This window comes from Streptomyces yatensis (genome assembly GCF_018069625.1).
In the GTDB taxonomy this organism is placed as follows: Bacteria; Actinomycetota; Actinomycetes; order Streptomycetales; family Streptomycetaceae; genus Streptomyces; species Streptomyces yatensis.
The window spans coordinates 2,720,099-2,745,354 of sequence record NZ_CP072941.1 but is presented as its reverse complement, the minus strand read 5'-3'; the positions used below and the strand labels follow the sequence as shown (position 1 = coordinate 2,745,354).

At 71.3% G+C, this 25,256-nt stretch carries 24 protein-coding genes and 1 pseudogene; 13 read left to right on the top strand and 12 right to left on the bottom strand.

Going from position 1 to position 25,256, the window contains the following annotated elements:
- The first annotated feature begins 124 nt into the window (after positions 1 to 124).
- Positions 125 to 889, top strand: a complete 765-nt coding sequence (locus tag J8403_RS10995) for a TetR/AcrR family transcriptional regulator (protein WP_211123025.1) — start codon at positions 125 to 127, stop codon at positions 887 to 889.
- A gap of 86 nt (positions 890 to 975) precedes the next feature.
- Here the strand turns inward: J8403_RS10995 and J8403_RS10990 are convergent, their stop codons facing one another.
- The 4 genes from J8403_RS10990 to J8403_RS10975 form a co-directional block, all read right to left on the bottom strand.
- Positions 976 to 1,725, bottom strand: coding sequence for a fibronectin type III domain-containing protein (locus J8403_RS10990; RefSeq protein WP_246585799.1), 750 nt, complete (start codon positions 1,723 to 1,725; stop codon positions 976 to 978).
- Positions 1,722 to 2,330: a hypothetical protein gene (locus tag J8403_RS10985; protein WP_093465626.1), complete on the bottom strand. Its 609-nt coding sequence runs from the start codon at positions 2,328 to 2,330 to the stop codon at positions 1,722 to 1,724. The genes J8403_RS10990 and J8403_RS10985 overlap by 4 nt, the downstream gene beginning before the upstream one ends.
- A gap of 12 nt (positions 2,331 to 2,342) precedes the next feature.
- Complete coding sequence (locus tag J8403_RS10980) at positions 2,343 to 3,059, bottom strand: cinnamyl alcohol dehydrogenase (RefSeq protein WP_425519775.1); 717 nt, start codon at positions 3,057 to 3,059, stop codon at positions 2,343 to 2,345.
- Between the two features lie 126 nt (positions 3,060 to 3,185).
- A complete protein-coding gene (locus tag J8403_RS10975) occupies positions 3,186 to 3,674 on the bottom strand; it encodes a GNAT family N-acetyltransferase (RefSeq protein ID WP_211123024.1) in 489 nt (162 codons plus the stop codon).
- Between the two features lie 255 nt (positions 3,675 to 3,929).
- Between J8403_RS10975 and J8403_RS10970 the strand changes: the two genes are divergently transcribed.
- The 5 genes from J8403_RS10970 to J8403_RS10950 all read left to right on the top strand — a co-directional run bounded on the left by J8403_RS10970 (position 3,930) and on the right by J8403_RS10950 (position 10,217).
- On the top strand, positions 3,930 to 6,449 hold the full coding sequence (locus J8403_RS10970) for a SpoIIE family protein phosphatase (protein ID WP_211123023.1): 2,520 nt from the start codon (positions 3,930 to 3,932) through the stop codon (positions 6,447 to 6,449).
- Positions 6,450 to 6,718: 269 nt separating this feature from the next.
- Positions 6,719 to 7,801 (top strand): sugar ABC transporter substrate-binding protein, encoded by a 1,083-nt coding sequence (locus J8403_RS10965; protein ID WP_246585798.1) that lies wholly within the window; start codon positions 6,719 to 6,721, stop codon positions 7,799 to 7,801.
- Between the two features lie 12 nt (positions 7,802 to 7,813).
- Entirely contained in the window at positions 7,814 to 8,596 is a 783-nt protein-coding gene (locus tag J8403_RS10960) for an ATP-binding cassette domain-containing protein (RefSeq protein ID WP_211123022.1), read from the top strand.
- Positions 8,597 to 8,598: 2 nt separating this feature from the next.
- Positions 8,599 to 9,813 (top strand): sugar ABC transporter permease, encoded by a 1,215-nt coding sequence (locus tag J8403_RS10955; protein ID WP_211128185.1) that lies wholly within the window; start codon positions 8,599 to 8,601, stop codon positions 9,811 to 9,813.
- An 83-nt stretch (positions 9,814 to 9,896) separates the two neighbouring features.
- A complete protein-coding gene (locus tag J8403_RS10950; RefSeq protein ID WP_211123021.1) occupies positions 9,897 to 10,217 on the top strand; it encodes a hypothetical protein in 321 nt (106 codons plus the stop codon).
- Between the two features lie 73 nt (positions 10,218 to 10,290).
- Here J8403_RS10950 and J8403_RS10945 read toward each other — a convergent pair whose 3' ends face one another.
- Entirely contained in the window at positions 10,291 to 10,527 is a 237-nt protein-coding gene (locus tag J8403_RS10945; protein WP_211123020.1) for a DUF397 domain-containing protein, read from the bottom strand.
- Positions 10,524 to 11,108, bottom strand: coding sequence for a DUF5753 domain-containing protein (locus tag J8403_RS10940; protein ID WP_281427914.1), 585 nt, complete (start codon positions 11,106 to 11,108; stop codon positions 10,524 to 10,526). Before J8403_RS10940 ends, J8403_RS10945 begins: the two co-directional genes overlap by 4 nt.
- Before the next feature lie 11 nt (positions 11,109 to 11,119).
- Here J8403_RS10940 and J8403_RS10935 point away from each other — a divergent pair.
- The 3 genes and pseudogenes from J8403_RS10935 to J8403_RS10925 form a co-directional block, all read left to right on the top strand.
- Positions 11,120 to 11,452: pseudogene (locus tag J8403_RS10935) on the top strand (ATP-binding protein); the annotation flags it as partial.
- 134 nt (positions 11,453 to 11,586) lie between these two features.
- Positions 11,587 to 12,549: an amidohydrolase family protein gene (locus tag J8403_RS10930; protein ID WP_211123019.1), complete on the top strand. Its 963-nt coding sequence runs from the start codon at positions 11,587 to 11,589 to the stop codon at positions 12,547 to 12,549.
- Positions 12,550 to 12,631: 82 nt separating this feature from the next.
- On the top strand, positions 12,632 to 13,642 hold the full coding sequence (locus tag J8403_RS10925; protein ID WP_211123018.1) for an aldo/keto reductase: 1,011 nt from the start codon (positions 12,632 to 12,634) through the stop codon (positions 13,640 to 13,642).
- A gap of 6 nt (positions 13,643 to 13,648) precedes the next feature.
- Here J8403_RS10925 and J8403_RS10920 read toward each other — a convergent pair whose 3' ends face one another.
- The 3 genes from J8403_RS10920 to J8403_RS10910 all read right to left on the bottom strand — a co-directional run bounded on the left by J8403_RS10920 (position 13,649) and on the right by J8403_RS10910 (position 16,049).
- The gene (locus J8403_RS10920; RefSeq protein WP_211128720.1) at positions 13,649 to 13,828 is read right to left on the bottom strand and encodes a LapA family protein; all 180 of its coding nucleotides are present in this window, start codon (positions 13,826 to 13,828) and stop codon (positions 13,649 to 13,651) included.
- 441 nt (positions 13,829 to 14,269) lie between these two features.
- On the bottom strand, positions 14,270 to 14,983 hold the full coding sequence (locus J8403_RS10915) for an AAA family ATPase (protein ID WP_211123017.1): 714 nt from the start codon (positions 14,981 to 14,983) through the stop codon (positions 14,270 to 14,272).
- A gap of 283 nt (positions 14,984 to 15,266) precedes the next feature.
- Entirely contained in the window at positions 15,267 to 16,049 is a 783-nt protein-coding gene (locus J8403_RS10910) for a phosphotransferase (protein ID WP_211123016.1), read from the bottom strand.
- 202 nt (positions 16,050 to 16,251) lie between these two features.
- Here J8403_RS10910 and J8403_RS10905 point away from each other — a divergent pair, with 202 nt between their 5' ends.
- The 4 genes from J8403_RS10905 to J8403_RS10890 all read left to right on the top strand — a co-directional run bounded on the left by J8403_RS10905 (position 16,252) and on the right by J8403_RS10890 (position 22,668).
- Positions 16,252 to 17,439 (top strand): methyltransferase domain-containing protein, encoded by a 1,188-nt coding sequence (locus J8403_RS10905; RefSeq protein WP_211123015.1) that lies wholly within the window; start codon positions 16,252 to 16,254, stop codon positions 17,437 to 17,439.
- Positions 17,440 to 17,604: 165 nt separating this feature from the next.
- Entirely contained in the window at positions 17,605 to 20,022 is a 2,418-nt protein-coding gene (locus J8403_RS10900; RefSeq protein ID WP_211123014.1) for a phage holin family protein, read from the top strand.
- A gap of 37 nt (positions 20,023 to 20,059) precedes the next feature.
- Positions 20,060 to 21,496: an amino acid permease gene (locus J8403_RS10895; protein WP_211123013.1), complete on the top strand. Its 1,437-nt coding sequence runs from the start codon at positions 20,060 to 20,062 to the stop codon at positions 21,494 to 21,496.
- Between the two features lie 65 nt (positions 21,497 to 21,561).
- Entirely contained in the window at positions 21,562 to 22,668 is a 1,107-nt protein-coding gene (locus tag J8403_RS10890) for a PP2C family protein-serine/threonine phosphatase (protein WP_211123012.1), read from the top strand.
- A gap of 26 nt (positions 22,669 to 22,694) precedes the next feature.
- Here the strand turns inward: J8403_RS10890 and J8403_RS10885 are convergent, their stop codons facing one another.
- From J8403_RS10885 to J8403_RS10875, 3 genes are read right to left on the bottom strand one after another with little or no spacing between them, the layout of a single operon-like run.
- Positions 22,695 to 23,729, bottom strand: a complete 1,035-nt coding sequence (locus J8403_RS10885) for a bile acid:sodium symporter family protein (RefSeq protein WP_211123011.1) — start codon at positions 23,727 to 23,729, stop codon at positions 22,695 to 22,697.
- A 4-nt stretch (positions 23,730 to 23,733) separates the two neighbouring features.
- The gene (locus tag J8403_RS10880; RefSeq protein ID WP_211123010.1) at positions 23,734 to 24,171 is read right to left on the bottom strand and encodes a hypothetical protein; all 438 of its coding nucleotides are present in this window, start codon (positions 24,169 to 24,171) and stop codon (positions 23,734 to 23,736) included.
- A 16-nt stretch (positions 24,172 to 24,187) separates the two neighbouring features.
- Positions 24,188 to 25,051, bottom strand: a complete 864-nt coding sequence (locus J8403_RS10875; protein ID WP_211123009.1) for an isocitrate lyase/PEP mutase family protein — start codon at positions 25,049 to 25,051, stop codon at positions 24,188 to 24,190.
- Positions 25,052 to 25,256 lie beyond the last annotated feature (205 nt).

Below are 25,256 nucleotides of genomic sequence, written 5' to 3'. Positions count from 1 at the left end.
GGTGCGCGGCGGATGGCACGAGCGTAGGGCGACGAACATGTTCGTGGCAAACGTGTTCGTGACGAACGCGTCTGTGGCGAACACGTCTGGGACGAACGTGTTCGCAGATGGGTACGATGGCGCCATGACAGCGCATCCCACCGCCCCGCAAAGCCGTCGGGAACGTCCGGCGAAACCGGCCCTGACCAGGGAAGGCATCATCGCCACCACGGTCGGGCTCATGCGTGCCGAGGGCCTGGAGCGGGTCACGATGCGCCGTCTGGCCAAGGAGCTGGACACCGGGCCGGCCTCGCTCTACGTCTACGTCCGCAATATCGCCGAGCTGCACGCGGCGGTCCTGGACGAGCTTCTCGGCGAGGTCGACCTGAGCCCGGCCGGGGCGAGCGGCGACTGGCAGGACCGGCTGGTGCGGATCCTCACCTCGTACACCTCAGTGCTGTTCGAGTACCCCGGCCTCGCCCAGTCCGCCCTGGTGGCCCGCCCCTTCGGGAAGCACTATCTGAGGCTGGGGGAGGCGCTGCTGGCGCTGCTGGACGAGGGCGGCCTGGAGCCCGACCGGGCCGCGTGGGTGATCGACCTGCTGCTGCAGTACGCCACCGCGACCGCGGCCGAGCACGCCCACCGGGTCCCCGGCGACACCCCCCAGGACCAGGCCGACTGGCAGTCGCTCGCCACGGCGGTACGGGACGTCTCGCCGCGGACCCATCCGCATATCGCCGCGCTCGGCCCGCGGCTGCTGTCCGGGTCCCCCCAGGACCGGCTGGCCTGGGGGTTCGACGTCCTGATCGCCGGGGCGCGGCACACCCCGGTGCCGGAGGCGCTCTCCCCGTCCCCGGCGGACATCGGGGACCCGGCGGACACCGGGGACGAAAACGATGAGCTCAGCTGACCGAGGCGGCGGCGCTCAGCTGACCGAGGCGGCGGCGATCAGCGGACCGAGGCGGCGGCGCTCAGCGGGGACCGAGGCGGCGGCGCTCAGCCGCGCCCGGCGGGCCGCTCGCCGGTGGTGAGCCGGGCGATGTTGGACCGCTCGCCGTAGGTGACCGGCCGCACCCGGTAGGAGGCCCGCTTCTCGTTCGGCAGGGTGATCAGCCCGAAGGAGTTGATGTCCGGGTCGAGCACGGCGACCGGACGGAAGGAGTCGTCGCCCCGCGGCCGGTCCTCCAGCAGATAGCCCCGCTCGCCCTCGGCGTGGTCGGTCCAGGTGAACCGGATGCCGTTGGCGTGCATGATCTTCGCGCGCAGATCGGTCGGGGTCGCGGCGGGCCCCCGGGCGGGGCTGGTGCGGACACCGGCCCGTCGGATGGTGCGCGGCGGCGCCCATGTGTGCTCCTCCTGCTGTTCCGCCTTGGTGAACGCCCCCTTCGGCAGCGCGACGTCCACCGGCCGGGACGCGGGTCCGTAGTACGGCCGCACCCGGTAGGAGAAGTGGGTCTCCGGTATCAGATCCGGGTGCCGGTATGTGGTCTGGCTGAGCGGGGCGTAGGTGAGGATCGTCCAGGGCCCCCGGGGCTCGGTCGCGAACTCCACGATCCGCCCCGCGGCGCCCGGCGCCTTCCCGTGCCAGCTCAGCTTCGCGTCGACGGGGGAGACCCGGGTGACGGTGAGCACGGTGCCGGTGGTCCGGGGCTCCCGGGGAGCGTCCGGGGAGGCGCATCCGCTGATTCCGGAAAGCCCGGCGACGGCGAGAACCGCCGCCGCCAGGGCGCGTACCGAGCCGCTCACTTGCGCCAGAACTTCACGTTGCTCCACACCACGGTGGCCGGGCCGTTGCCGCTGCTGGTGCGGTACGCCCCGAACTTGTCGTAGAAGCTGCCGCCGGGGCTGTCCACGGTGTGCTTGAGCGAGCCGTTGATGTACGTACGGTGCTCCTCGCCCACGTCGTGCACCGTGTTGACGCGCACGGTGGCCCCGACCGTCCCGGCGTTGGACAGGGTGTCCCCGCCGTGCACGGCGTACAGCCGCCCGCCCCGCTCGACCGCGAGCATGAAGTACGGACCGGCGTCGCCGTCGGTGTCGTTGAACGTCTGCTTCAGGCTGATCCGGGTGCCGCCCATGCTGGTGACCCGGAAGTACCCCTCGAACTGGTGGGTTCCCCCGTTGTAGGTGTCATAGCGCCGCTCGGCCCGCTGGTCCCCGCTCGCGGTGGAGCAGGTGAGGGTGAAGGTGAGGTTGTCGACCTGCCCGCACCCCCGCTCCTGCACCTTGAACCCCGGCGACTCGGACGACCAGCCGCCCGGTTCGACCTCGGCGTGCGCGGCGCCCGAAGCCGCCAGCAGCAGTCCGCAGGCGGCCGAGATCCCGGCAATGACGCGGTATTTGGTGGACACCGTCCGACTCCTCTACTTGACCCAATAGCGGATGTTGCGGAACCGGGCCTCGGCCCGGCCGTTGCCGTGGTGATAGACGCCGTTCTTGAAGTGGCGGGTCGCCGGGCCCCGGTCGTCGACCGTCAGCACGAGCTTGTCGTCGGCGTAGACCTGGATCTTTCCGGTGCCCGCGTCATGGGCCACCTTCAGGTTCCACCACGTGTTGTAGATACCGGACTTGATGACGGTGTCCGTATAGCGCCGGAGCGTTCCGCCGTTCTCGCTGGACGCCCGGAACATGATGTCGGTGGCCGGTGTTCCGCTCGGGTGCTTGACCCGCAGGATCTGCATGATGTCCGCGCCGTTCGTACCGGACGGCACATACACATCGGCGTCCCACATATGCCGCCCCGAGGTGTACTCCTGCTTCCACCGCATTTCGGTGCGCGGATCGGTGCCGCTGCCCTCTTCGAGCGGCTCATCGGTGGAATTCACCCACATCGTGTGGGTCTTCGAGCCCGAGTCGTAGCGGTAGCGCTCGCTCAGGTCGAGATTCCACGGCTTGTGCATCGAGTATGTGAACGACGTCTGCGTCCATCCGTCCGTCGGTGACGCCGCGGCCTCCTTCGCCGTGGCCGTCCCTCCGGACGCGACCCCCGCCGTCAGGATCCCCATGAGCGCCGCGACGGCCATGGCCGTCCTGGTGTGCGGGGAGCGTCTGGCGCGCCTGGTGGTGCGTAACGCGGGCATATGGGCCCACCTCCGGTCTGTTCCGTTCCCTGGATGGATCATGGTCTAGACCAAGACTCAACGTAGGACAAGGATCATGGCGTGTCCATATCAATGAACGGAATTCACGACTGTGGGTCGGCGGGGTCAACTCCGCGGCAGTGCCTTCACCATGACCAGCTCCCTGGTCACACCGTCGGCGAGGAGATCCCCCGCTTCCTGGGTGGCGACGAAACCGTGCCGCTCGTAAAGGGCGATCGCCGGGGCGTTGCCCGGGAACACCGCGAGCCGCAGCGCCGTGGCGCCCGCCCGCAGGGCCCAGGTCCCGACCGCCGAGATCAGCCGGTCGCCCACGCCGTGGCCGCGCGCCTCGGGGCTGACCCAGACGGACCTCAACTCCGGCGGCCCGTCGTCCCCGGGCAGGCCGCCCGCCATCCCCACGGCCCGGCCGTCCAGCAGGGCGACGATGTGGTGGGCGCCCGGGATCTCCAGCCGGGCGCGCCACCGCTCCTCGCCGCCGCGGTGCCAGTCGGCGAGCCGGGACTTGAAGGCGTGCGGCGCCTCGGCCAGCGCGGCCCGCCGGACATCCCGCCACAGCGGCCAGTCGTCCATCGTGACCACGTGCAGATCCACCATGCGGCCGAGTCTCCCGCATCGTCGACCGCGGCCGAGTGCCACCGATCACCGGGGCGTACCGCCGAATCCGAGGGGAGATGGCCGGGTTCAGCCCGCTGTGCCATGCTTTGAGGAGAGGCGCCAACCCTTTCGAGGGGGCGCGGCAGCGAAGGCCCCGCCGGTGGTCGTGACCGGTCGCCGCGCGAAGGCCGATCAAGGGCCCGGGTACGCCCCACGAGACCGGCGGTCCGCGCACGGAGGCGGTGCAGGCGTGCTGTGACCGGGCATGTGCTGACGTTCACGGGGACCGCGGTGGTGGCTGTCTATGTGCTGGACGCGGAAGGTGCCGAGCTGCGGTTGGCCGAGACGGTGCGCAGCGCCGGACGGTCGTACGCGCTGCCGGCAAGCTACCGGCTGTCCGGGCGCTCGCCCGTCACCGACGCCTTCCGCGACGGCCGCCCCCTGTGGCTGACCCCCAGCGAACTCGCCGCCTACGGCCCCACCGGCCCCACCACCCCCGAAACCCCCACCACGCCCGGCGTCTCGCTGGGAGTGCTGCCGCTCGGCGGGGACGGCAAGGGGCTGGGGTGTCTGGTGGTCGTGGACGAGTCGCCCGCCGGTATCGACGCCGACCGCCGGGGCTTCATCGAGCTCTACGCCCACCACGTGGCCGCCGGCCTCGAGGCGGCCGGGCCGGAGGCGCTCACCCAGCCGCATCCCGACCTCCCCGGCCCCACCCTGGACCGGCTGCGCGTCGGCTCGTTCGTGCTGCACCTCGGCAGCGGGCGGATGACCGCCGACACCCAGGTGCTCGATCTGTTCGGCATCGCGGGGGAGGACTTCGACGGACGGGTGGAGACCCTGCTGTCGGTCACCGTCCCGGACGACGTGCCCGCCCTGATGTCGGTCCTGGAGCCCGATGTGCTGACCTCCGGCACCGCGCAGCTGGAGTTCCGGATCCGCCGGCCCAACGGTGAGCTGCGCTGGCTGGGCCTGCGCGCCCAGGTCGAGACGGGGCCGGACGGCACCCCCCGGCGCATGCTCGGCGTGGTCGCGGAGACCTCGTATCTGCGGCCCCGCGCCGACGAGGTGTCCCTGGTGCAGCGGCTGTCCGCCGCCCTGGCCGGGGCCACGACCGTACGGGACGTGGGCCGGGCGGTGGTCGGCGCGCTGCGCGATCCGCTCGGGGCGGGCCGGGTCGCGGTCGCCGAGCTCCAGGCCGAGCAGTTGGTGGTCGCCGTCCTGGCGCCCGCCGAGCCCGCCGCCTGGCCCGAGGTGTGGCGGTCCGCCTGGCGGTCCGAATGGCCCGAGCCGCCGAGCCATGCCCTGCCCACGCTGGCGGAGGCGCTGCGGGAGGGCCAGGTCAGCATCTGGCCCGAGGGCTCCGCCCTGGAACCCGGGCTCGCCGGTATCGGCCCCGGCGGCCTCGCCGTCCTCCCGCTCCCGGCGGACGGCCGGATCGTCGGGGTGTGCCTGATCGGCTGGGAGCGGCGGCATGAGTTCGGCCCGGAGGAGCGCTCGCTGCTGACCGCGACCGCCGGTCTGGTGGGGCAGGCCCTGGTGCGCGCCCACGCCCTGGACGCCGAGCACGAGCTGGCCACCATGCTCCAGCGCAGCCTGCTCCCGCGGAAGCTGCCGGAGCTGCCCGGAGGGGTGGCCGTCACCCGCTATCTGCCCGCGACGATGGGCCTGGAGGTGGGCGGCGACTGGTACGACGTGATCCCGCTGGCCGACGGCCATGTGGCCCTGGTCATCGGGGATGTGCAGGGCCACAGCGCCGCGGCCGCCACCATCATGGGCCAGATGCGCACCGCCATCCGGGCCTACGCCGTGGAGGGCCATCCGCCCGATGTGGTCGTGGCGCACGCCAACCGCCTGCTCGTCGGCATGGAGACCGACCTCTTCGCCACCTGCTGCTATGCCGACCTCGACATGGAGGAGGGCGAGGCGTGGTTCGTCCGCGCCGGGCACATCCAGCCACTGCTGCGTCACCCGGACGGCACCACCGAGGAGCTCGACGTCGAGGGCGGCCCGCCGCTGGGCGTGCTCGCGGACGCCGAGTTCCCGATGACCGCCGCCGGGCTGTCCTCCGGCACCCTGCTCGCCCTGGTCACCGATGGCCTGGTCGAGTCCGCCCGGCTCGACCTGGACGACGGGGTGCGCCGGGCCCGCCAGGCGCTCGCCCGCGCCGACCCGGCCGACCCCGGAGGGGTGGCGGACGCGCTGCTCGGCGGACACAGCCGTCGGGACGACGATGTCGCGCTGCTGTTGCTGCGCTTCGACGGGATGCGGGTGCGGCCCACCCGGGCGAGCTGGACGGTGTGGCGGCTGCCCGATGCCGTGATGCACGCCCGCCGCTTCACCGCGCGCACCCTGCGCAACTGGGGCCTGACGGACGAGCTGGACGTGGCGCTGCTGGTCACCTCCGAGCTGGTCACCAACGCCCTGGTGCACACCCGGGGCGAGGTGCGGCTGAATCTGACGCTGACCGCGGACCGGCTGCGGATCGCGGTCAACGACCTCTCGCCGCGCACCCCCGTCAAACCGGCGTCCGTGGACTGGGAGGCGACCGGCGGGCGGGGGCTGCTGCTCATCGAGGCCATGTCGCAGACCTGGGGCTCGGTGCCGCTGAGCGGAGGCAAGCAGGTCTGGGGCGAGCTCTCCCTGTCGTCACCGCGGGAGGAGCCCCCGAGCGGGCGGCCCCCGGAGGAGCCGCCGGAAGGGCCGGCCGACGCGGACGACGTACCGCGGACGGAGGGGGCGAGGGGGAGGAGAGGGAGGAGGACAAGGCGATGAGCCGCTCCCGTACGACCGCCTGGACGCACGCTGCGACGCGCTTCCGGGCACGCGCTGCGACCCGTTTCCGGACGTATGCTCCGACGCGCCCCCGGACACACGCTCCGACGCGCCCGGGGACGCACGCTGCGACGCGTGCCCGGACGGACGCCCCGACGCGTGCCCGGACGGACGCCCCGACGCGTGCCCGGACGGACGCCCCGACGCGCTCCCGGGCGCGCGCTCGCCTCCGCGCGGCCATCGCCGTCACCGCGGGCCTGGGCCTTGCCGTGTCCCTCGCCTCATGCGGCAACGCGGCCCAGGTCGGCCAGACGGTCGGCGCGACCGGGCCACACCGGGGCCCGCTGCGGATCGGCCTGCTGCTCCCGGAGAACGAGATCGTCCGTTTCGAGAGCATGGACAAGCCCCTGATCCAGGAGCGGGTCGAGCAGCTGTGCCCGCGCTGCACGGTGAGCTACTCCAGCGCCCAGCACGATCCGGTCTCCCAGCGCAACCAGATCGAGGCCATGATCACGAACGGGGTCGATGTGCTCATCCTCGACGCGGTCGACACCAAGGCCGTCCGCCACTCCGTGATCCAGGCTCGCCGCGCCGGTGTCCCGGTGGTCGCCTACGACCGTCTCGCGGAGGGGCCCATCTCCGGCTATGTCTCCTTCGACGGCGCACGCGTCGGCCGGCTCCAGGGCGAGGGGCTGCTGAAGGCGCTGGGCCCGGACCCCAAGAACCGCCAGGTCGTGATGATGAACGGCTCGTCGACCGACCCCAACGCGGACTGGTTCGAGCAGGGCGCACGGTCCGTCCTCCAGGGCAAGGTCAAGATCGTCAAGTCCTACGAGACCGTCGGCTGGCGGCCGGAGAACGCCAACCGCAACATGTCCGCCGCCATCGCCGCCCTGGGCCCCCATGCCATCGACGGCGTCCTCGCCGCCAACGACGGCCTGGCCTCGGGCGTCATCACCGCCCTCAAGACGGCCCGGATCCATCCGCTGCCCCCGGTCACCGGCCAGGACGCCGAACTCGCGGGCATTCAGCGGATCGTCAAGGGCGAGCAGTACATGACCGTCTACAAGCCGTTCAAGCCCGAGGCGTCCACCGCCGCGGAGATGGCCATCGCGCTGGGACACGGCACCTCGCTCAACGGGATCGCCAGGCAGCGGGTCAACAGCGCCACGGCCCGTGGCATCCCCGCGGTGCTGCTCACGCCGGTGGCCGTGACCGTGCACAACATCAGGAGCACCGTCATCAAGGACGGCCTGTATCGCGTCGATCAGATATGCACCAAGAAGTATGCGGATGACTGCCGCAGGGCCGGGCTCATCGGCCGGAACGGCTCATCGCACGACGCGCGATGAAGGGAGGAGCGGATGCCCCAACCGTCGGCCCCGCCCCTGCTGGCGCTGCATGGCGTCTTCAAGCGCTTCGGCGCGGTCGAGGCGCTCACGGATGTCCAGCTGGAGATCCACGCCGGTGAGGTCATCGCCCTGGTGGGTGACAACGGCGCGGGGAAGTCCACCCTGGTCAAGGTGATCGCGGGGGTCGAACCGGCCGACACGGGCGCCCTCGAATGGCGGGGCCGCCCCGTCCACATCGGCCGCCCGCACGACGCCCAGCATCTGGGGATCGCCACCGTCTACCAGGACCTCTCGCTCTGCGACAACCTCGACGTCGTCGGCAACCTCTTCCTCGGCCGTGAGATCAGCCGGATCGGCGTCCTGAACGAGGTGGAGATGGAGCGCCGTACCCGCGATCTGCTGGCCACCCTCGCCATCCGCATCCCCGATGTGCGCAGGCCCGTCGCCGCCCTCTCCGGAGGCCAGCGGCAGACCGTCGCCATCTCCCGGGCGCTGCTCGGCGAGCCGCGCCTGGTCATGCTGGACGAGCCCACCGCCGCCCTCGGCATCGAGCAGACCGCCCAGGTCCTCGATCTGGTGGAACGGCTGCGTGAACGCGGGCTCGGGGTGCTGCTGATCAGCCACAACCTGGGCGATGTCAAGGCCGTCGCGGACTGGGTCGCGGTGCTGCGGCTCGGCCGCAACAACGGGTTCTTCGACGTCACCACCACCTCCCAGGAGCAGATCGTCTCCTCCATCACCGGCGCGTCCGACAACGCGGTGACGCGGCGTGTGACACGGGAGGGGGAGTTGTGAGCGTGCCCGGCGGGATCGGCGGACCCAACGCGCACGGTGCCGAACGCTTCGCCGACGCGTTCGGGCGCAAACTGGGCGGTGGTGCGCTCGGCTCCGTCCCGGTCGTGCTCGGACTGCTCGCGATCTGGCTGATCTTCCAGACCCTCAATCCGCACTTCCTCTCCCCGCGCAACCTCTCCAACCTCAGCGTGGACATCGTCGGCACCGGCATGATCGCGGTCGGCGTGATCTTCGTTCTGCTGATCGGCGAGATCGATCTGTCGGTGGGTTCGGTGAGCGGCCTGGCCTCCGCGCTGTTCGCCGTGTTGAACGTCAACTACGGCATGCCCGAGCCACCCGCCATCGTCCTGGCCGCGCTCTGCGGTACGGCGGTCGGCTTCGTCCACGGCTTCTTCACCGCCGTGGTTGGCGTCCCCGCGTTCGTGGTCACCCTCGCCGGACTGCTGGGGTGGTACGGCCTGATGCTGGCCATCATGGGCGCCTACGGCACCATCAACCTCGACGATCAGGGCCTGGTCGCCAAGCTGACCAACTTCTACTTCTCCGATGTCGCCGCCGCCTACGCCCTGGCGGCGCTCGGCACGGCCGCGTACTTCCTGACCGCCTGGCGGGACGGCACCCGCCGTCGCGCCGCCGGAGTGCCCTCCCGCTCCCCGGTCGAGATCGCCCTGCGCACCGGGCTGCTCGCGGTGATCGCCTTCGCCGCCGCGTATGTGCTCAACCAGTTCCAGGGCCTGCCGCTCGCCCTCCTGGTCTTCCTGGTCATCCTCGTCATCCTCGACTACATCCTGCGCCGCACGACCTACGGGCGGATGATCTTCGCGCTGGGCGGCGGGGTCGAGGCGGCCCGCCGCGCCGGGGTCAATGTGGTCTGGGTGCGCACCTCGGCGTTCATGATGTCGAGCACGATGGCCGCCATCGGCGGGCTGTTCCTGGCCTCCCGGATCAACTCGGTCAGCCAGACCTCGGTCTCCACCGACCTGCTGATGAACGCCATCGCCGCGGCCGTCATCGGCGGCACCAGCCTCTTCGGCGGCCGCGGCAGCACCTGGTCCGCCCTGCTGGGCGTGCTGGTCATCCAGTCGATCGCCTCGGGCGTCGCGCTCATGGACATCCAGACCGCCGTGCAGTTCATGATCACCGGCGGGGTGCTGCTGCTCGCCGTCGTGGTCGATTCCCTGTCCCGCCGCGCACAACGCGCCCACGGCCGGGCCTGAATTTTCCGGCGCGACCATTCGCACTAAGCGGTCGTGTCGCTCCTGCCGCTGATCGCGGCCGTTGGGCAGGCTGCGGGGCAACATTGGCCGACCGTATTGTCGAGCTTTTCGAGAAGGTGGCTCTGGTGAAGAAGCTCATTCGCGTACTGGTGCTGGGTACTTCCGTTTCCTGCGCCCTGGTCTTCGGAGGCGTCAACGCGGCACAAGCCCAGCAGTGGCCCGGCCTTCCCGACGCATTCATCCGCGGCCTCACCACGGTGGGGCCGGACCAGGACAATCAGTGCGACTCCAGATTGTCGGTGGGATCCCCCGTGGACAGCGTGGGCGCTGGAGTCAGCGCCAGTGCGGCCCAGCCCGGCTCGACCGGCGGTTCGGGATCCGACTGCCGGAACACCCGCGGCTAGCGGACCGTGTCCGTGACCGACACGGGAGGGACCGGCCCCGGCCGGTCCCTCTGCCGACTCTTCTCGGCTCTTCTCAAGCCCTCGCGAAGGTCAGGAAGTCGGCCCAGGCGGTAGCGGGTATGCGGAGGCGGGGACCGCCGGGGTTCTTGGAGTCGCGTATGTGGACGGTGGTGGGGGTGGTGGCGACCTCGACGCACTGGCCGCCGCTGGAATCGCTGTAGCTCGACTTGTGCCAGTCGTAGGCGACCTCGATGCAGTCGCCGCCGGTGTTGTCGCTGTAGCTGCTCTTGAACCACACGAGTCTGCTCATAGCTCACCCATCAACTGCTCGATGAACCTTACGGATTCCTCTGGCCCGAGAGCCTGAGACCTGATCATGGCATAGCGCCGGGCCAGAACACCGACCTCTTCCGGCTTGGACAACAGGATGCTTTGGCCATGGCCCTCAAGGTAGGCCACGGGCGTTTCCTCCGGTGTCTCGATCAACGTCATCGGGCCGGGAAGCCCGGCGTGCCCAGCTTGGCTCATGGGCATGACCTGGACGACAACGTTCGGACGGGCGGCGCACTCGGTGAGGTGCGCGTACTGGCCACGCATGACCTCCGGTCCGCCGATGTGGCGCCGTAGCGCGGCCTCTTCGAGGATGACATTGACCACGGCTGCCGGTTTGCGCTCAAAGAGTGCCTTGCGGTCCATGCGCGCCGCGACGAGCTTCGTGACCTCCTCTCTGTCGAGCGGCGGGAATGCGTAGTCGAACAGCGCCGTGGTGTACTCCTCAGTCTGTAGCAGGCCGTGAATCAGATGCATGCAGTACGACGACAGACTGAGCGCTTCCTGTTCCAACTGGGCGAGCCCCTGAAAGTGGGCCGGGTACCGCACCCGTCCCCCCATCCGTCCCGCACGCCCGCCGCGCTGCCGATGCCGCTCTCCGCGCCTGGGGCCTGGACCGGGGCTCGGCCGCCCTCGTCCTGCTCGTCCTCTCCGAACTGGCGACGAACGCGGTCTGCCATGGACGCGTACCGGGGCGGTACTTCGAGGTGCGTATCGCATATGACGCAGAAAAATTGGTCGGGGTAGAGGTGTCCGACCCGCGCGAGGGCTGCCCCGCCCTGGCGGACCCGACCCCGGACGACGAGTCCGGACGCGGTCTGGCGATCGTGGACACGCTCGCCGACGCCTGGGGCGTCCGCGAGCGCGTCGTAGGCAAAACCGTCTGGGCCCGAATCCGCCTCTAGGGCCTGCCGCGGCCGACCGGCCGTCGTGCCGCGGGTCGGCCGCCGCGCCGCGGATCCGGTGTTTCACTCATGGGAGTCGACCATGCCAATCATCGGACCGAGTACGTACAGAGCCGCTGAGTCAGGAGTCCCTTATGGCAGCCGAAGCCACGCAACTCATCGATGTGCACGCCCACTTCGTCACCGACGGCTATGTCGCCGCGGCTCGTGCCGCCGGCATCGAGCGGCCGGACGGCATGCCCGGCTGGCCGACGTGGAGCGTCGAGCAGCATCTCGACCTGATGGAGCGCTCGGGCATCGAGAAGTCCTATCTGTCGGTCTCCTCGCCGGGCGTGCACTTCGGGGACGACGGCGCGGCCCGCACCCTCGCCCGCGCCGTCAATGACTTCGCCGCGGAGGTCGGAGCCGACCACCCCACGCGGTTCGGTCACTTCGCCACCCTGCCACTGCCCGATGTCGAGGGCTCCCTCGCCGAGGCCGACCGCGCCTTTGACGTACTGGGCGCGGACGGTGTGGCCGTCAAGACCCACCACGGGGGCCGCTATCTCGGCGACCCGGCGTTCGAGCCGCTGTGGGCGCGGCTCGAGCGGCGCGGGGCCGTCGTCTTCGTCCACCCCACGTCCCCGCCGCACGCCGATGAACTCGCCCTGGGGCGGCCACGGCCGATGCTGGAGTTCCCCTTCGACACCGTCCGCGCCGCGAGCGACCTGTACTTCAACGGCGTACTGACCCGGTATCCGCGCATCCGCTGGATCCTGCCGCACGGCGGCGGACCGCTGCCGCTGCTCGCCGACCGGATGGCGCTGATGAGCGGCGTGGTGGACCTGCTGCCCGCCGACGCGCCGGGTGTCGTCGAGGCGTTCGGCCGCCTCTGGTACGACATGGCGGGGACGCCGTTTCCGCGCCAGATCCCGGCCCTGGCCGCGGCCTTCGGCGTGGACCACGTTCTCTACGGCAGCGACTACTGCTGGACCCCGCCCCCGCTGGTCATGGCCCAGGTCGAGTCCGTCGACTCCGCGCCGCGGCCGTCCGCCACGCAGAGCTGGCGGGACCTCACGACACGGAACGCGGAGCGACTGTTCACCAAGGACGCGTAAGGGATGCCGCGGGCCCACGCCTCCGAATTCCGGACCGAGACGTATTGCGTTGGAGCGCACTCCAATTCCTAGGTTCGGAGGCATGCGATACATCAAACTCGGAACGACCGGACTGGAAGTCTCCGCCATCACCCTCGGCTGTATGAGCTTCGGCGAGCCGGACCGGGGCGGCGAGCCCTGGTCGCTGGGCGCGGAGGCCAGCCGGGACATCATCAAGCAGGCCCTCGAGGGCGGCGTCAACTTCCTCGATACGGCCAATGGGTACAGCGCCGGAAGCAGCGAGGAGATCGTCGGCCAGGCGGTCAAGGACTTCACCCGGCGCGAGGAGGTCGTTCTCTCCACCAAGGTCTGGATGCGGATGCGCCCCGGCCCGAACGGCGCCGGGCTGTCCCGCAAGGCGATCTTCGCCGAGCTCGACGCCTCCCTGAAGCGACTGGGGACCGACTACATCGACCTGTACCAGATCCACCGCTGGGACTACGACACCCCGATCGAGGAAACCCTCGAGGCGCTGCACGACGCGGTCAAGTCCGGGAAGGTCCGCTACATCGGAGCCTCTTCCATGTACGCCTGGCAGTTCGCCAAGGCCCTGTACCTGGCTGACCTGAACGGCTGGACCCGGTTCGTGTCGATGCAGGACCACTACAACCTCATTCACCGAGAAGCAGAGCGGGAGATGCTCCCGCTCTGCGCCGACCAGGGCATCGGCGTGATCCCGTGGAGCCCGCTGGCGCGGGGCAGGCTGACGCGGGCCCGGGACACCGCCACGGCGCGTGCCGAGACCGACGAGGGCGGCAAGATCCTCTACCGCGACGGGGACCAGGCGGTGGCCGAGCGCGTCCACGAGATCGCGGGCAAGCGGGGTCTGTCTCCGGCCCAGGTCGCCCTGGCCTGGGTCATGCGCAACCCGGCGGTGACCTCGCCCATCGTCGGGGTCACCAAGCCGGCCCAGCTGGCCGACGCGGTCGCCGCGGTGGACGTCGAACTCGACGAAGACGAGGCCGCCTACTTGGAGGAGCCCTACCAGCCGCACGAGGCCGCCTACCTGGAGGAGTCCTTCTACAAGTCGCGGCCTGTGGCGGGCTCCCGGTAGTCCGGGCTACCGCCGGGCCTTCGACGAGTCCTTGGCCTCGGCTTTCACCGCCCTGTGGTCGGCCCGGCGGTGCTTGCGGGCGATCGTGCGCAACCGCATGATCCGCGCGCTGCCCGCCACCGCGGCCAGCAGCAGGGCCACGCGCAGCGGAACGTGCCCGTGGGCACCGAAGCAGCTGACGTCCACCGACTGCTCCTGAGTTTGGTCAATTGGTAAGAGATTTCGCGGGTAGGGTCGTCAGGCTGATGTGACGCGGGCCCCCGGGATCCGTTTCGACGCGGGACTCCTCCATCCGGCGCGCAACGTGTTCTGTCGCACACCGCCAACAGTGGCGGCTGTCAAACCTGAGTCCGGGCTCCCCCCCCCGGGTACCCCTCCACAAATTGCTTGATCTGGCGCAACTAATATGTCAAGCAATCTCACAAGGGCACCCCACCCCCCGCCTGTCCGGAGTCGGCCCGCGCCCCGACGAACAGAAGCCGCCACCGGGCCCGCCTCCCACCGCCCCGGCGGCCGGCGACGCGCCCCGCACCCCCCACCTGCCGCCCCCATGCTCAAACGCGCCGAAGGCGCGAAACGGCGCAGCAGACACCCGGCGACCCCAGCCAACTCAGCCCCAGCGCGGGCTCAACCCAAGACATGCCGCAGATAGCTCTGCGGATCGGCGAGATAACGGCGCCAGTGGTCGACCAGGGCCAACTCACTCCACCCCACCCGCCGCATCCCGTGCTCGCCGACTTCCACGATCTCCGCGCCGGGCAGCGCCGTCAGCAGCGGCGAATGCGTGGCGCAGATGACCTGCCCGCCGTTCTTCACCAACTCATTCATATGGCCCAGGAGTTCGAGACACGAGGCGAAGGAGAGCGCGGCCTCCGGCTCGTCCATGACATACAGCCCGGGCTGGAGGAACTTGCCCCGGAACGCCGCGAGAAACCCCTCACCGTGGCTGACCGCATGCGGGGCGAAGCCCTCCCGGTGCAGCGCGTCCAGCGCGGTCTCGGCCCGCAGGAAGAACCCCTTGCGGGCCGACCAACTCCCCAGCATCCGCCGCCCGCGCGGCGCCGCGTCGAAGCGGATCCGCTCACCGAGCGCCGACTTGGGGCGGTGGCTGGCGTACTGCCAGTCGTGCGAGCCGCCGTACGAATCCAGCCCGAACCCCTCCGCGAGCGCCTCCACCAGCGTCGACTTGCCCGACCCGTTCTCCCCGACGAGAAACGTCACCGGCGCGGTGAACCGCAGCCCGTCCGCCAGCACATCCCGCACACAGGGCACGGACCAGGGCCACCCCTCCTCCTCGCGCGAGTCCGCGTCGATGTGTGCGTACGCACGTTCGACAATCATCGCCCGAGTCTCTCACGGCCCCTGGATCGTGCCGGCCGCGACGCGCGAGGGTACGGCGATGCGCGCCTACGCGGAATTGATGCGTCATGGGGCGAGCCGGCGGCTGGTGTTCGCCTCCACCACCGGCAAGCTGGGCTCCGGCGCGCTCGCCGGGGCGAGCGCGCCGCCCATCGTGGCGAGTACCCGCCCGCCACCGGCTATCTCGCCGCTCTCACCTGGCTCGCAATGCTCCAGGCACTCCTGGCACTCCAGGCACTCCTGGCCGCCGTACCGGCGCCCGTGCTCATGGCGATCCTCGCGTCCAAAAGGAGGCGGGCAATGCCTCGACCTCAAGGGCGGCTTGGCGTAGATCGGCGGCGACCGGCAGCAGCGCGGCGTACACCGGGTCGCCGCCACCGGCCAGGCGGTCGATGACGTCGGCGTTGGTCCGGGCCCGTGCGGGCACCACGTCCGCGAATGCGGACCGGTCGCCGTCGTAGCCGTAGGCGTCAAGCAGCAGGTGCAGACGCCGGGACCGGTCCTCGAACGCGGTGAATCCAGTCCGCTCGACCAATTGACGTGCGTGCAACGGCACCCAGGTCAACACCATGAATGCCAGATCGAACTCGCGCGACGAAGGCCCAGCGGTGTCCCAGTCGAAGAAGCCGACCAGATCGCCATCGCGCCACACCGCGTTCCACGGGGCGGCGTCATGGTGCCCGACGATCAGCCCCGGCCGCCACGTCTGCCCGGCGAGCCAGCGCACGCCCGGCGGCGGCACGAATGACTCCGTCGCATCGTGCAGCCGACGGGCCCACTTGCCGACACGCACCAACGCGGTGTCCGAAAACACCCACGCAGGCCAGGGAAGCGCCTCACCAGTGGTCTCGCCCACGAGATGGGTCAAGACCTCACGCCCTTGCCCGTCAGTCCCCAGGACCCGGGGTGCCCCGTCGAATCCCACGGCCTCCAGATGACGCAGCACCGCGTGCACGGCAGGCGTCCAGGGCTGGGCGGGCCGGTGGACCGCATCCCCGATACGCACCGCACCTACGGTCCGGCCACCAGCCAGACGTTCCTCCTCCATGGCCAGGTTGTACCGCAAGCCCGACCGGCCGCGCATGCGCATTTCCCGCTCGAGGCATCCGGCAGCTCGCGGACTCGGCTCCAGCCGGCTCCTAGCGTTGAGCCCTATGGTGATGAGGGGCGGGGCCTGAGCGGAGTCGGCCGCTCGGCTGGACGAAGGGGAGAGCGTCGATGTCGCGGATCATCCGGGGTCCAAGGGTCGCATGACGTTCGAGGGCGTCGCCCGGGCCGGGTGGGCCGCGCTGGGGTGGGCGCTTCTTGACGCCGGGGTGATGACGGCGGACTGGGCGCCGACCTTCGCCGCCGTTGACCGGGCCGCGTTTCTGCCGGAGCTGATGTGGCCGTTCGACACGCGGACACAGAGGGCCGTCGCCATCGACAAGGCCGAGGAGCCGGACGCCTGGTACGCCGCCGCTGACAGCGACGCGCCCATCGTGACGCAGTGGGACGACGGTGAGGACACCGGCCCCGAGCCGGGGCGGGTGTCCACCAGTTCGTCGTCCATGCCCTCTGTCGTCTACGGCTTGCTGCGGGACCTGGCCGTGGACGAGGGCATGGCCGTGCTCGATGTGGGCACCGGCACGGGCGAGACCGCCGGGGCGCTGGCGCATCGCTGTGGCGGACGTAAGGTCACCACGGTCGAGGTGGACGCCGCCGTGTCGCGTCACGCACGTCAGCGGCTGGCCGCGGCGGGGTTGCGGCCGGAGGTCGTGCTCGGCGACGGCGGGAAGGGCTGTGCGGGGAGTGCGCCGTATGACCGGGTCCTGGCCACCGTCGGCGTCCGGGAGATCCCGGGGGCATGGATCGAGCAGACGCGGCCCGGGGGCGTGGTCGTCGCCCCCTGGGGCACGCACTACACCCATGCGGACGCCGTCGCCCGGCTGGTGGTGCGTGGGGACGGGACAGCGTCGGGGCGTTTCACCGGGCCCGTCGAGTTCATGAAGCTGCGCGGCCAGCGGCTGTCGCTGCCGCCGCACCATGCCTACATCCCGGACGAGGGCGAGGGCAGCGGCGGCGCCGATACGTCCGGCACCGGCATCCCCGAGGGGGAGTTCATCACCCCGCCGTACGCCGCCCTCCCCTTCACGCTGGGGCTCCGGGTGCCGCATTGCGTCCAGGTGGTGGCGGCCCCGCACGATGGCGCGCGCCCTGTGTGGCTCTACGGGCTGACCGACCGCTCCTGGGCATGCGTCGTGTTCCGTGAGGGGGAGGCGGAGGCGCGCGTCTGGCAGGCGGGGGAGCGGCGGTTGTGGGACGAGGTCGAGGCCGCGTACGGGTGGTGGGTCGGCCATGACAGGCCGGATCACACCCGCTTCGGCCTCACGGTCGGCCCGGGCCCCGCCGGTCAGCGGGTGTGGCTGGACGATCCGGCCGACTCCTGGTCCCCGTAGAGCGGGGGGTGCGGAGGCGCGCTCCTGGCCAACTCATGGGCTGCCGTAAGTGGAATCGATCCGTCCTGGTAACCCGCCGTCCGCCGGGTCGCGGGGGCGCTGTGCCACGCTTGAAGCCGGTTCGCGCGCATGGTGCGGGCCGGTGACGTGAAGTGAGGCCGCGGCGTGCAGAAGCCCCGATGGAAGACGGTGGGGGGAACCCTGCTGCGGGTGACGGCGGTGTGGGCGGTGTCCACGCTCACCATGCTGGCGCTCGCCGGGATCCTCCCCGACTTTCGCCTGAAGTCCGATGTCGGTGACAGCGCCACGCGGACCGCGATCACTGCGGCCATCGGCGCCGGAGCCTTCGGCGTGCTCAGCGCGCTGGTGTGGCCGCTGCTCGTACGGGCGTTGCTGCTGATGCCCGCGCTGGTGCTGGGGCTGCTGGTGTTCGTGCTCAACGGCTCGATGCTGCTGATCGCGATCAGCCTCATCCCGGACGGGCGCGGCGCCGTCGAGCCGGAGACCGCCGTCGTGGTCGCGGCCGTGATGTCCGCCGCGTCGTCGGCGACGAGCACCTTCCTGACCGTGCGGGACGACGGCGCCTACCGGCGGCGGCTGGCCCGGCTGGCCGGGCGGCGCAGGCGGCGGCTCGGCGAGGACGGCGGGAGCGAAGAGCCCCCGGGGACGGTGTTTCTGCAGCTCGACGGGGTGGGGCACGCCGTGCTGCGGGAGGCGCTCCGGGAGCGCGACAACCGGCCCCCGGTGATGCCCACCGTCGCCCGCCTGATCCGGAGCACCCACAAGGTCACGCCCTGGCGCACCGACTGGTCCAGCCAGACCGGCGCCAGCCAACTCGGCATCCTGCACGGCTCCAACGAGGATGTGCCCGCCTTCCGCTGGTACGAGAAGAAGAGCGGGGAGGTGATGGTGAGCAACCGGCCGACCAGCGCGGCGGTGCTCCAGCGCCGCGCGGCCGCCCGGGCCGGACACGACGGACTCCTCACGGTGGACGGGGCGAGCCGGGGCAACCTCTTCACCGGCGGCGCCGATCAGCTGGCCCTGGTCCTCTCGGTCGCGGCGCGGCGCGGTCCGCACAACCGCTCCCGCTCCGGATACTTCGCGTACTTCGCCGACCCCGCCAACGCGACCCGCACCGCCGTGTCGTTCCTGGCCGAGGTCGTCCGGGAGATCTGTCAGTCCACGCGCGCCAAGCTGCGCCGCGAGACGCCCCGGGTCAAGCGGGGCGGGCTGTATCCGTTCATCCGCGCGTTCGCCACCGTCGTGGAGCGGGACGTCGTGGTGACGGCGGTGATGGGGGACATCCTCTCGGGCCGTACCGCGATCTACGCCGATCTGGTGGCGTACGACGAGGTGGCCCACCACTCGGGGCCGCGCAGCCGGGACGCCCGGCAGGTGCTCGCCCGGCTCGACCGCTCCATCGCGCTGATCGCCAAGGTCGCCGACCGTGCCCCGCGCGACTACCGGATCGTGCTGCTGTCCGACCACGGGCAGAGCCCCGGCGAGACCTTCGCGGGGGCGTACGGGCTGACGCTGGAGGACCTGGTGCGGGTCGGCTGCGGGCTGCCCGTGTCGCGGCGGGCCGGGCGGACCCCGAGCGGCGCCGAGGCGCGCGAGGCGGGGCGGGCGGCGCTGCACCGGCCGGAGAAGCCCGAGACGGACGGGGACGGGTGGTGCGGCGGACGGGATGCGTGGGGCGGACGCGGCGGCCAGGGCGGCGGGCGCGGCCCGGCCGATGCCGCCGGGGCCGGCCGGAGCGGCGCAGTCGGCGACACAGCTGGCGCAGCAGACCCGGCCGGTGTCGCGGGCGGCGCCGCCCCCGCGGCCGATCCGATCGTGCTCGCGTCCGGAAACCTGGGCCTGGTCTCCTTCCCCGATGTGCCGGGGCGGATGAGCCGCGAGCAGATCGACGCCCGCCATCCCGGGCTGCTGCGCACGCTCGCCGACCACCCCGGGGTGGGCTTCCTGCTCGTACGCTCCGAGGCGCATGGCGCGGTGGTGCTGGGTGCCGAGGGCGCCGAGCACCGGCTGGACACCGGCGAGGTCTTCGGGGCGAGTCCGCTCACGGTGTTCGGGCCCGGCGCCGAGGCGGCCGTACGGCGCACCGCGCACTTCCGGAACACCCCCGACATCATGGTCAACTCCGCCTACGACCCGGCGCGCGGCACGGTGCACGCCTTCGAGGGGCAGATCGGCTCGCACGGCGGGCTCGGCGGGGAGCAGGGGCATCCCTTTCTGCTGTGGCCGGCCGAGCTGACCCCACCGGTGGCGGCGGGGGAGGAACTGGTCGGGGCGGAGCAGGTGCACCGAGTGCTGCGGCGCTGGCTGGAGGAGGCGGACGGGCCCCAGGTGCCGGAGGAGGAGACAGCGGCCACGGCGGAGACGTATGCGCCGACGGGAGCGGGCCCGGCGGCGGTGGAGGCCCCGGCCCCGCAGGGGCCGACGGAGGTGGAGGTACCGGTCGACACCGGGCTGCCGAGGGCGCCCGACCTGGCGCGCACGGTGCAGGATTCCCGGTGGGACGGCGCCCCCGCCGCACCATTTACCGTGGTCAGCCGGGTTGTGCCGAACAAAACCCGGTGATTTGGGTGCACCCTACACGTTCTGTGACCATAGTCAAATGCACGACCAGCCCCACTCCCGCCGCTTCGGCCTGCCCACGGCGACCGCACTCGTCATGGGAAACATCATCGGCGGCGGCATCTTTCTGCTGCCCGCCTCCGTCGCCCCATTCGGCACCCTCAGTCTCCTTTCCTTCGTCGTCCTGACGCTGGGCGCCATCGCGCTCGCGCTGGTCTTCGGGCGGCTCGCGGAGCGCGACCCCCGCACCGGCGGACCGTATGTGCACGCTCGCGCCGCCTTCGGTGACTTCGCCGGCTTTCTGTCGGCCTGGTCGTACTGGACGATGACCTGGGTGAGCAATGCGGCGCTCGCGGTGGCGGCGGTCGGCTATGTGCATGTGCTGGTCCCCGGCCATGACACGAAGGGCATGAACCTGGCCGTGGCGCTGCTGGCGCTCTGGCTTCCCGCGCTCGCCAACCTCGCGGGGACGCGCTGGGTGGGCGCGGTGCAGCTGGTCTCCACCGTGCTGAAGTTCATCCCGCTGCTCTTCGTCGCCATCGTCGGTCTCTTCTTCTTCGACCCGCACAACCTCGGCTCGTTCAACGAGAGCGGCGGCAGCGCCCTCGGCGGTGTGTCGGCGGCGGCCGCGATCCTGCTCTACAGCTATGTGGGCGTCGAGTCGGCCTCGATGAGCGCGGGCGAGGTCCGGGACCCGGAGCGCAATGTGGGGCGGGCGAGCGTGCTGGGCACGGTCGGCGCGGCCGTGGTCTATCTGCTCGGCACGGTGTCGGTCTTCGGCACCGTCGCCCACAAGGACCTGGTCGGCTCCACCGCCCCCTTCTCGGACGCGGTCGACGCGATGTTCGGCGGGGGCTGGGGCCCCACACTGATCGCGCTGGCCGCCGTGGTGTCCATCGTCGGCGCGCTCAACGGCTGGACCCTGATGAGCGCGCAGGCCCCGTACGCGGCGGCGCGGGACGGGCTCTTCCCCGCCGCGTTCGCCACCCGGCGGCGCGGGGTGCCGACCTTCGGCGTCATCGTCGGTGTGATCCTGGCGTCCCTGCTCACCGTGGTCAACTACACCTCGGGTTCGAGCGGGCTCTTCGAGATCCTCGTCCTGATCACCACCTTCTCGGCGACCGTCCCGTATCTGCTGGCGGCGGGCGCGCAGCTGTACTTCCTGCTGTCCGGGCGCCGCGAGGAGGTGCGGACCGGGCGCTTCGTCCGGGACCTGGTGCTCGCGCTCGCGGGCTTCGGCTTCTCGTTCTGGCTGGTCGCGGGCGCCGGGTACGCGGCGGTGTACCAGGGTGTGCTGTTCCTGTTCGCCGGGGTGCTGGTGTACGTGTGGATGGCGGCGCGGCGCGCCGGCCGGGCGGCGGACGCGGAGGCCGTCGACGTCGCGGCGGCTGGCCCGGACGTCGCGGCGGCTGGCCCGGACGTCGCGGCGGCTGTCGCGGCAGCCGGTCCGGCGGTCACGGCCGACGGCGTCGCCTGAGCGCACCCGCGACCGTCCCGCGGTCCGGGTCAGCGTTACGTAGGTATCGGGTGTAAGCAAGAGATATGCGCGTTTCGCCGGACCTCACCCGCATCGGTGGGGAAACGCGGTCGAGCCGGGCGCTGTTCGCCGTCCCGCTCGTGATCATCCTGGCGGTCACGGTGACCGACTTGTACGCGCCGGCATCCGTCCACCTCGGCCCCTTTCTGATCGCGGCCCCCGCGATCACCGCGTCCTTCGCGGGCGCGGGCGGAACCGCCGCCATCGGAGCCCTCGCCGTGGCGGCTCAGGTCCTCATCGGTGTGTTTCACGGCGGTCTGATGACCGCCAACCACCAGGCGCAGATCGTCGCCCTGATCGTGATCTCGGGGCTGGTGACGAGCTTCCGCTATGTCACCGACCGGCACCGGCGCAAGCTGAGCCAGGTGCGTACGGTGGCCGTGGCGGCGCAGGAGGTGCTGTTGCGGCCGCTGCCCGAACGGATCGGGGAGCTGAGGATCGCCTCCCTCTATCTCGCGGCCGACGAGGAGGCGCAGATCGGCGGTGATCTGTACGCGGCCGTCCGCACCGAGGGGGCGGCCCGGCTGGTCATCGGGGACGTACGGGGAAAAGGGATGGCCGCGATCGGCGACGCCTCCGTACTGATCGGGGCCTTCCGGGGGTCCGCGTACCGCAACCTCTCGCTGCCGGGCATCGTCGCCCACATGGACAACGCCATGTGCTGGCACTGGCACCACAGCGCCGGTGGTGAGCGGAATGTCCTGGAGTCCTTTGTGACCGCCGTGGTGCTGGACGTCTACGACGACGGCCCGGTGGCCGGGATGGTGAACTGCGGGCACCCTCCACCACTGCTGCTGCACCGGGGCGAGGTCGCGACGCTGGACGTGGGCGATCCCGCGGTGCCGCTGGGTCTTGAGGTGCTGGCGGAGCGGGACTACCGGGTCGAGATGTTCCGCTTCGAGTACGGCGATGTACTGGTGCTGCACACCGACGGGGTCGTCGAGGCCCGTGACGACAGCGGCGCCTTCTATCCGCTCCCGGAGCGGCTCGCGGCCTGGAAGGGCGGCGGCCCGCAGGCGCTGGTGGACTATCTCCACGCCGATCTGCTCCGGCATACCGGCGGGGTCGTCAATGACGACGCGGCCATCGTGGTGATCGCCCGCTGCGCCTGAGCCCGCCCCCGGCCCTCGCCCTCCCCTTACCCCCTCGCCTCGGTGACCTGGACCTGCTCACCCGCAGCGGGCTCGGCCTCCGGCACCCGGCGGGACCAGCGGCCCGCGATGACGGCGCACACCATCAGTTGCAGCTGATGGAAGAGCATCAGCGGCAGGATCACCGGCCCGGCCGCGTCGCCGAACAGCACCGCGGCCATCGGCAGCCCGGTGGCCAGGGACTTGTTGGAGCCGCAGAAGACGATGGTGACGCGGTCCTCCCGGCTGAAGCCCAGCCGCCGCGCGGTGAACGACGTCGCGGTGAGGGCCAGCCCCAGCAGCGCCGCGGCCAGCCCCAGCAGCGCGCACAGCCGGGCCGGGGTCATCTGGTTCCAGATGCCCTCCGTCATGCCCCGGCTGAACGCCGTATAGACCACGAGCAGGATCGAGCCCCGGTCCAGGAGGGCGAGCACCTTCTTGTGGCGGCCGATGAAAGCCGCGGTCCAGCGCCGCAGCGCCTGCCCGGCGAGGAAGGGGAGCAGCAGCTGGGTGGCGATGGCCAGCAGCCCCTCGGCCGAGAAGCGCACGTCCGAGCCGATCAGCCACGCCGCGAGCAGCGGGGTGGCGATCATGCCGAGCAGGCTGGAGTACGTACCCGCGCAGATGGCGGCCGGGACATTGCCCCGGGCCGTGGAGGTGAGGGCGACCGAGGACTGGACGGTCGAGGGCACCACACACAGGAAGAGCAGTCCGGTGTAGAGCCGGTCGGTGAGGAGGAACGGGGCGAGGCCGCCGGCGGCCAGCCCCAGCAGCGGGAAGAGCGCGAAGGTGCTCGCGCCCACCACCAGGTGCAGTCTCCACTGCCGCAGGCCGTTCAGCGCCTCGCGGGTGGACAGCCGCGAACCGTAGAGGAAGAAGAGCAGCCCGATCGCGATGTCCGCGGCATCGCCGACGGCGGTGGCCGCCGCCCCGCTCGCGGGCAGCAGCGCCGCCAGCGCGACCGTCCCGAGGAGGGCGGCGACATAGGGGTCGACCGCCCTCCCGAGCCGGCCCGGCCACGACAGCGGCCAGGACGTCCGCATCACATCAATCACCGCTCCCGGCCTGCCACGGCGGGTGTCCGATCTGCGGCAGCACCGGATCCGTACCGGTGAGGCCGCCGGTCACGACGTCGATGGCGCCGCCGCCCCCGTCGTGGTCGCTGCCCGCCGTGCCACGGCTCAGCAGCAGGGTATTGAGGGTGCGGTCGACCTCCAGCCAGGAGTCCGCGCCGGAGTTGTCGATGACCACGAGGCCGTTGTGCGGCCCGGTGACCACCGTGGGGGTGTCGTCCGGCTCGCAGTCGTCCCGCGGGGTGCTGCCCGCGGGCACGGGTGTCGCCTTGGCGGAGACCGCGGCGCCCGCGCACAGGACGCCCGCGGTGGCCGCGAGGATGAGCCCGGCCGTGGACGGACGGGACGAGCCGGTGTCTTTTCTGGGCTTACGGCGCCGGCCGGGGCCGGGCCCGAGGAACGTCGAGGGCATACCGCGCGGCCCCGGCTCAGACCCTGGCGGGCTGACGGTGGCCGTGGTGCCTGCTGATGTTCTTCTCCAGCAGTTCCGTGGCGCCCTTGACCCCGACGGCCGCGGCCTCGCGGGTGTCCGGCAGCCGCCCGTCCGCCGTTTTGAGATCGCTCAGCGCCCCGTCGATCGCCCCATGGGCGGCGAACAGACACGGGGTGCTGTAAATGGCGACATCCACCCCCAGTTCGGACAGCTCGGACAGCGAGAGCCGCGGCGACTTCCCGCCCGCGATCTGGTTGAACAGCAGGGGCTTGTCGCCGATGACCTTGCGGACCTTGCGGATCCACTCCACGCTGCGCACCCCGTCGACGAGGACGACATCCGCGTCGGTCTCCGCGAGCGCGGCCGCCCGGCGCAGGATCTCGGGCTCCTCGGTGGCGTCCGTGCGCGCCACCACCACCATGTCCTTCCTGCTGCTCAGCACCAGTTGGAGCTTGTCGAGGTACTCCTCGAGCGGCAGGGTCAGCTTGCCGTCCGCATGGCCGCAGCGGCGCGGGCGCCGCTGGTCCTCCAGGATCACCCCGGAGGCCCCGGTGCGCTCCAGCCGCTGCACCACATGGCAGGCGACCTCGGGATCCACATAGCCGTCGTCGATGTCCACGAGCAGATGGTGCTCGGGGAAGGCGAGGCGCAGCCGCTCCACGAAGGCGAGCATGTCGGGCCAGGCGATGAAGCCGATGTCGGGCAGCCCGTAATGCGATGCGGCGAAGCCGAATCCGGATACGAAGAAGCCGTTGTAGTGCTGTGCGGCGATGGACGCCGAGTACATGTCGTAGATGCCGATGAGAGGGGTGGTTCGAGAGGAACTGATGGCCTTTCGGAGGGCATTGCCATAGAGCATGATGTCCCCTTGAGTTCGGTGCCTTTCGGCGGTGGGTGATGGTTATGTGTCCGCGCGGTTTGGTTTACGGAAGGCCAAAAAACAGTAAAGCAACCCGCCGGGTTCCCTGAAGATGCCCGGCCCGGCTCGGGTTGGGGTCGAACACCCCTTGAGCGCCGCGGCCCGCGTTCCCGGGTGGTCTGCGACACGCCTGGCATGCACCGGC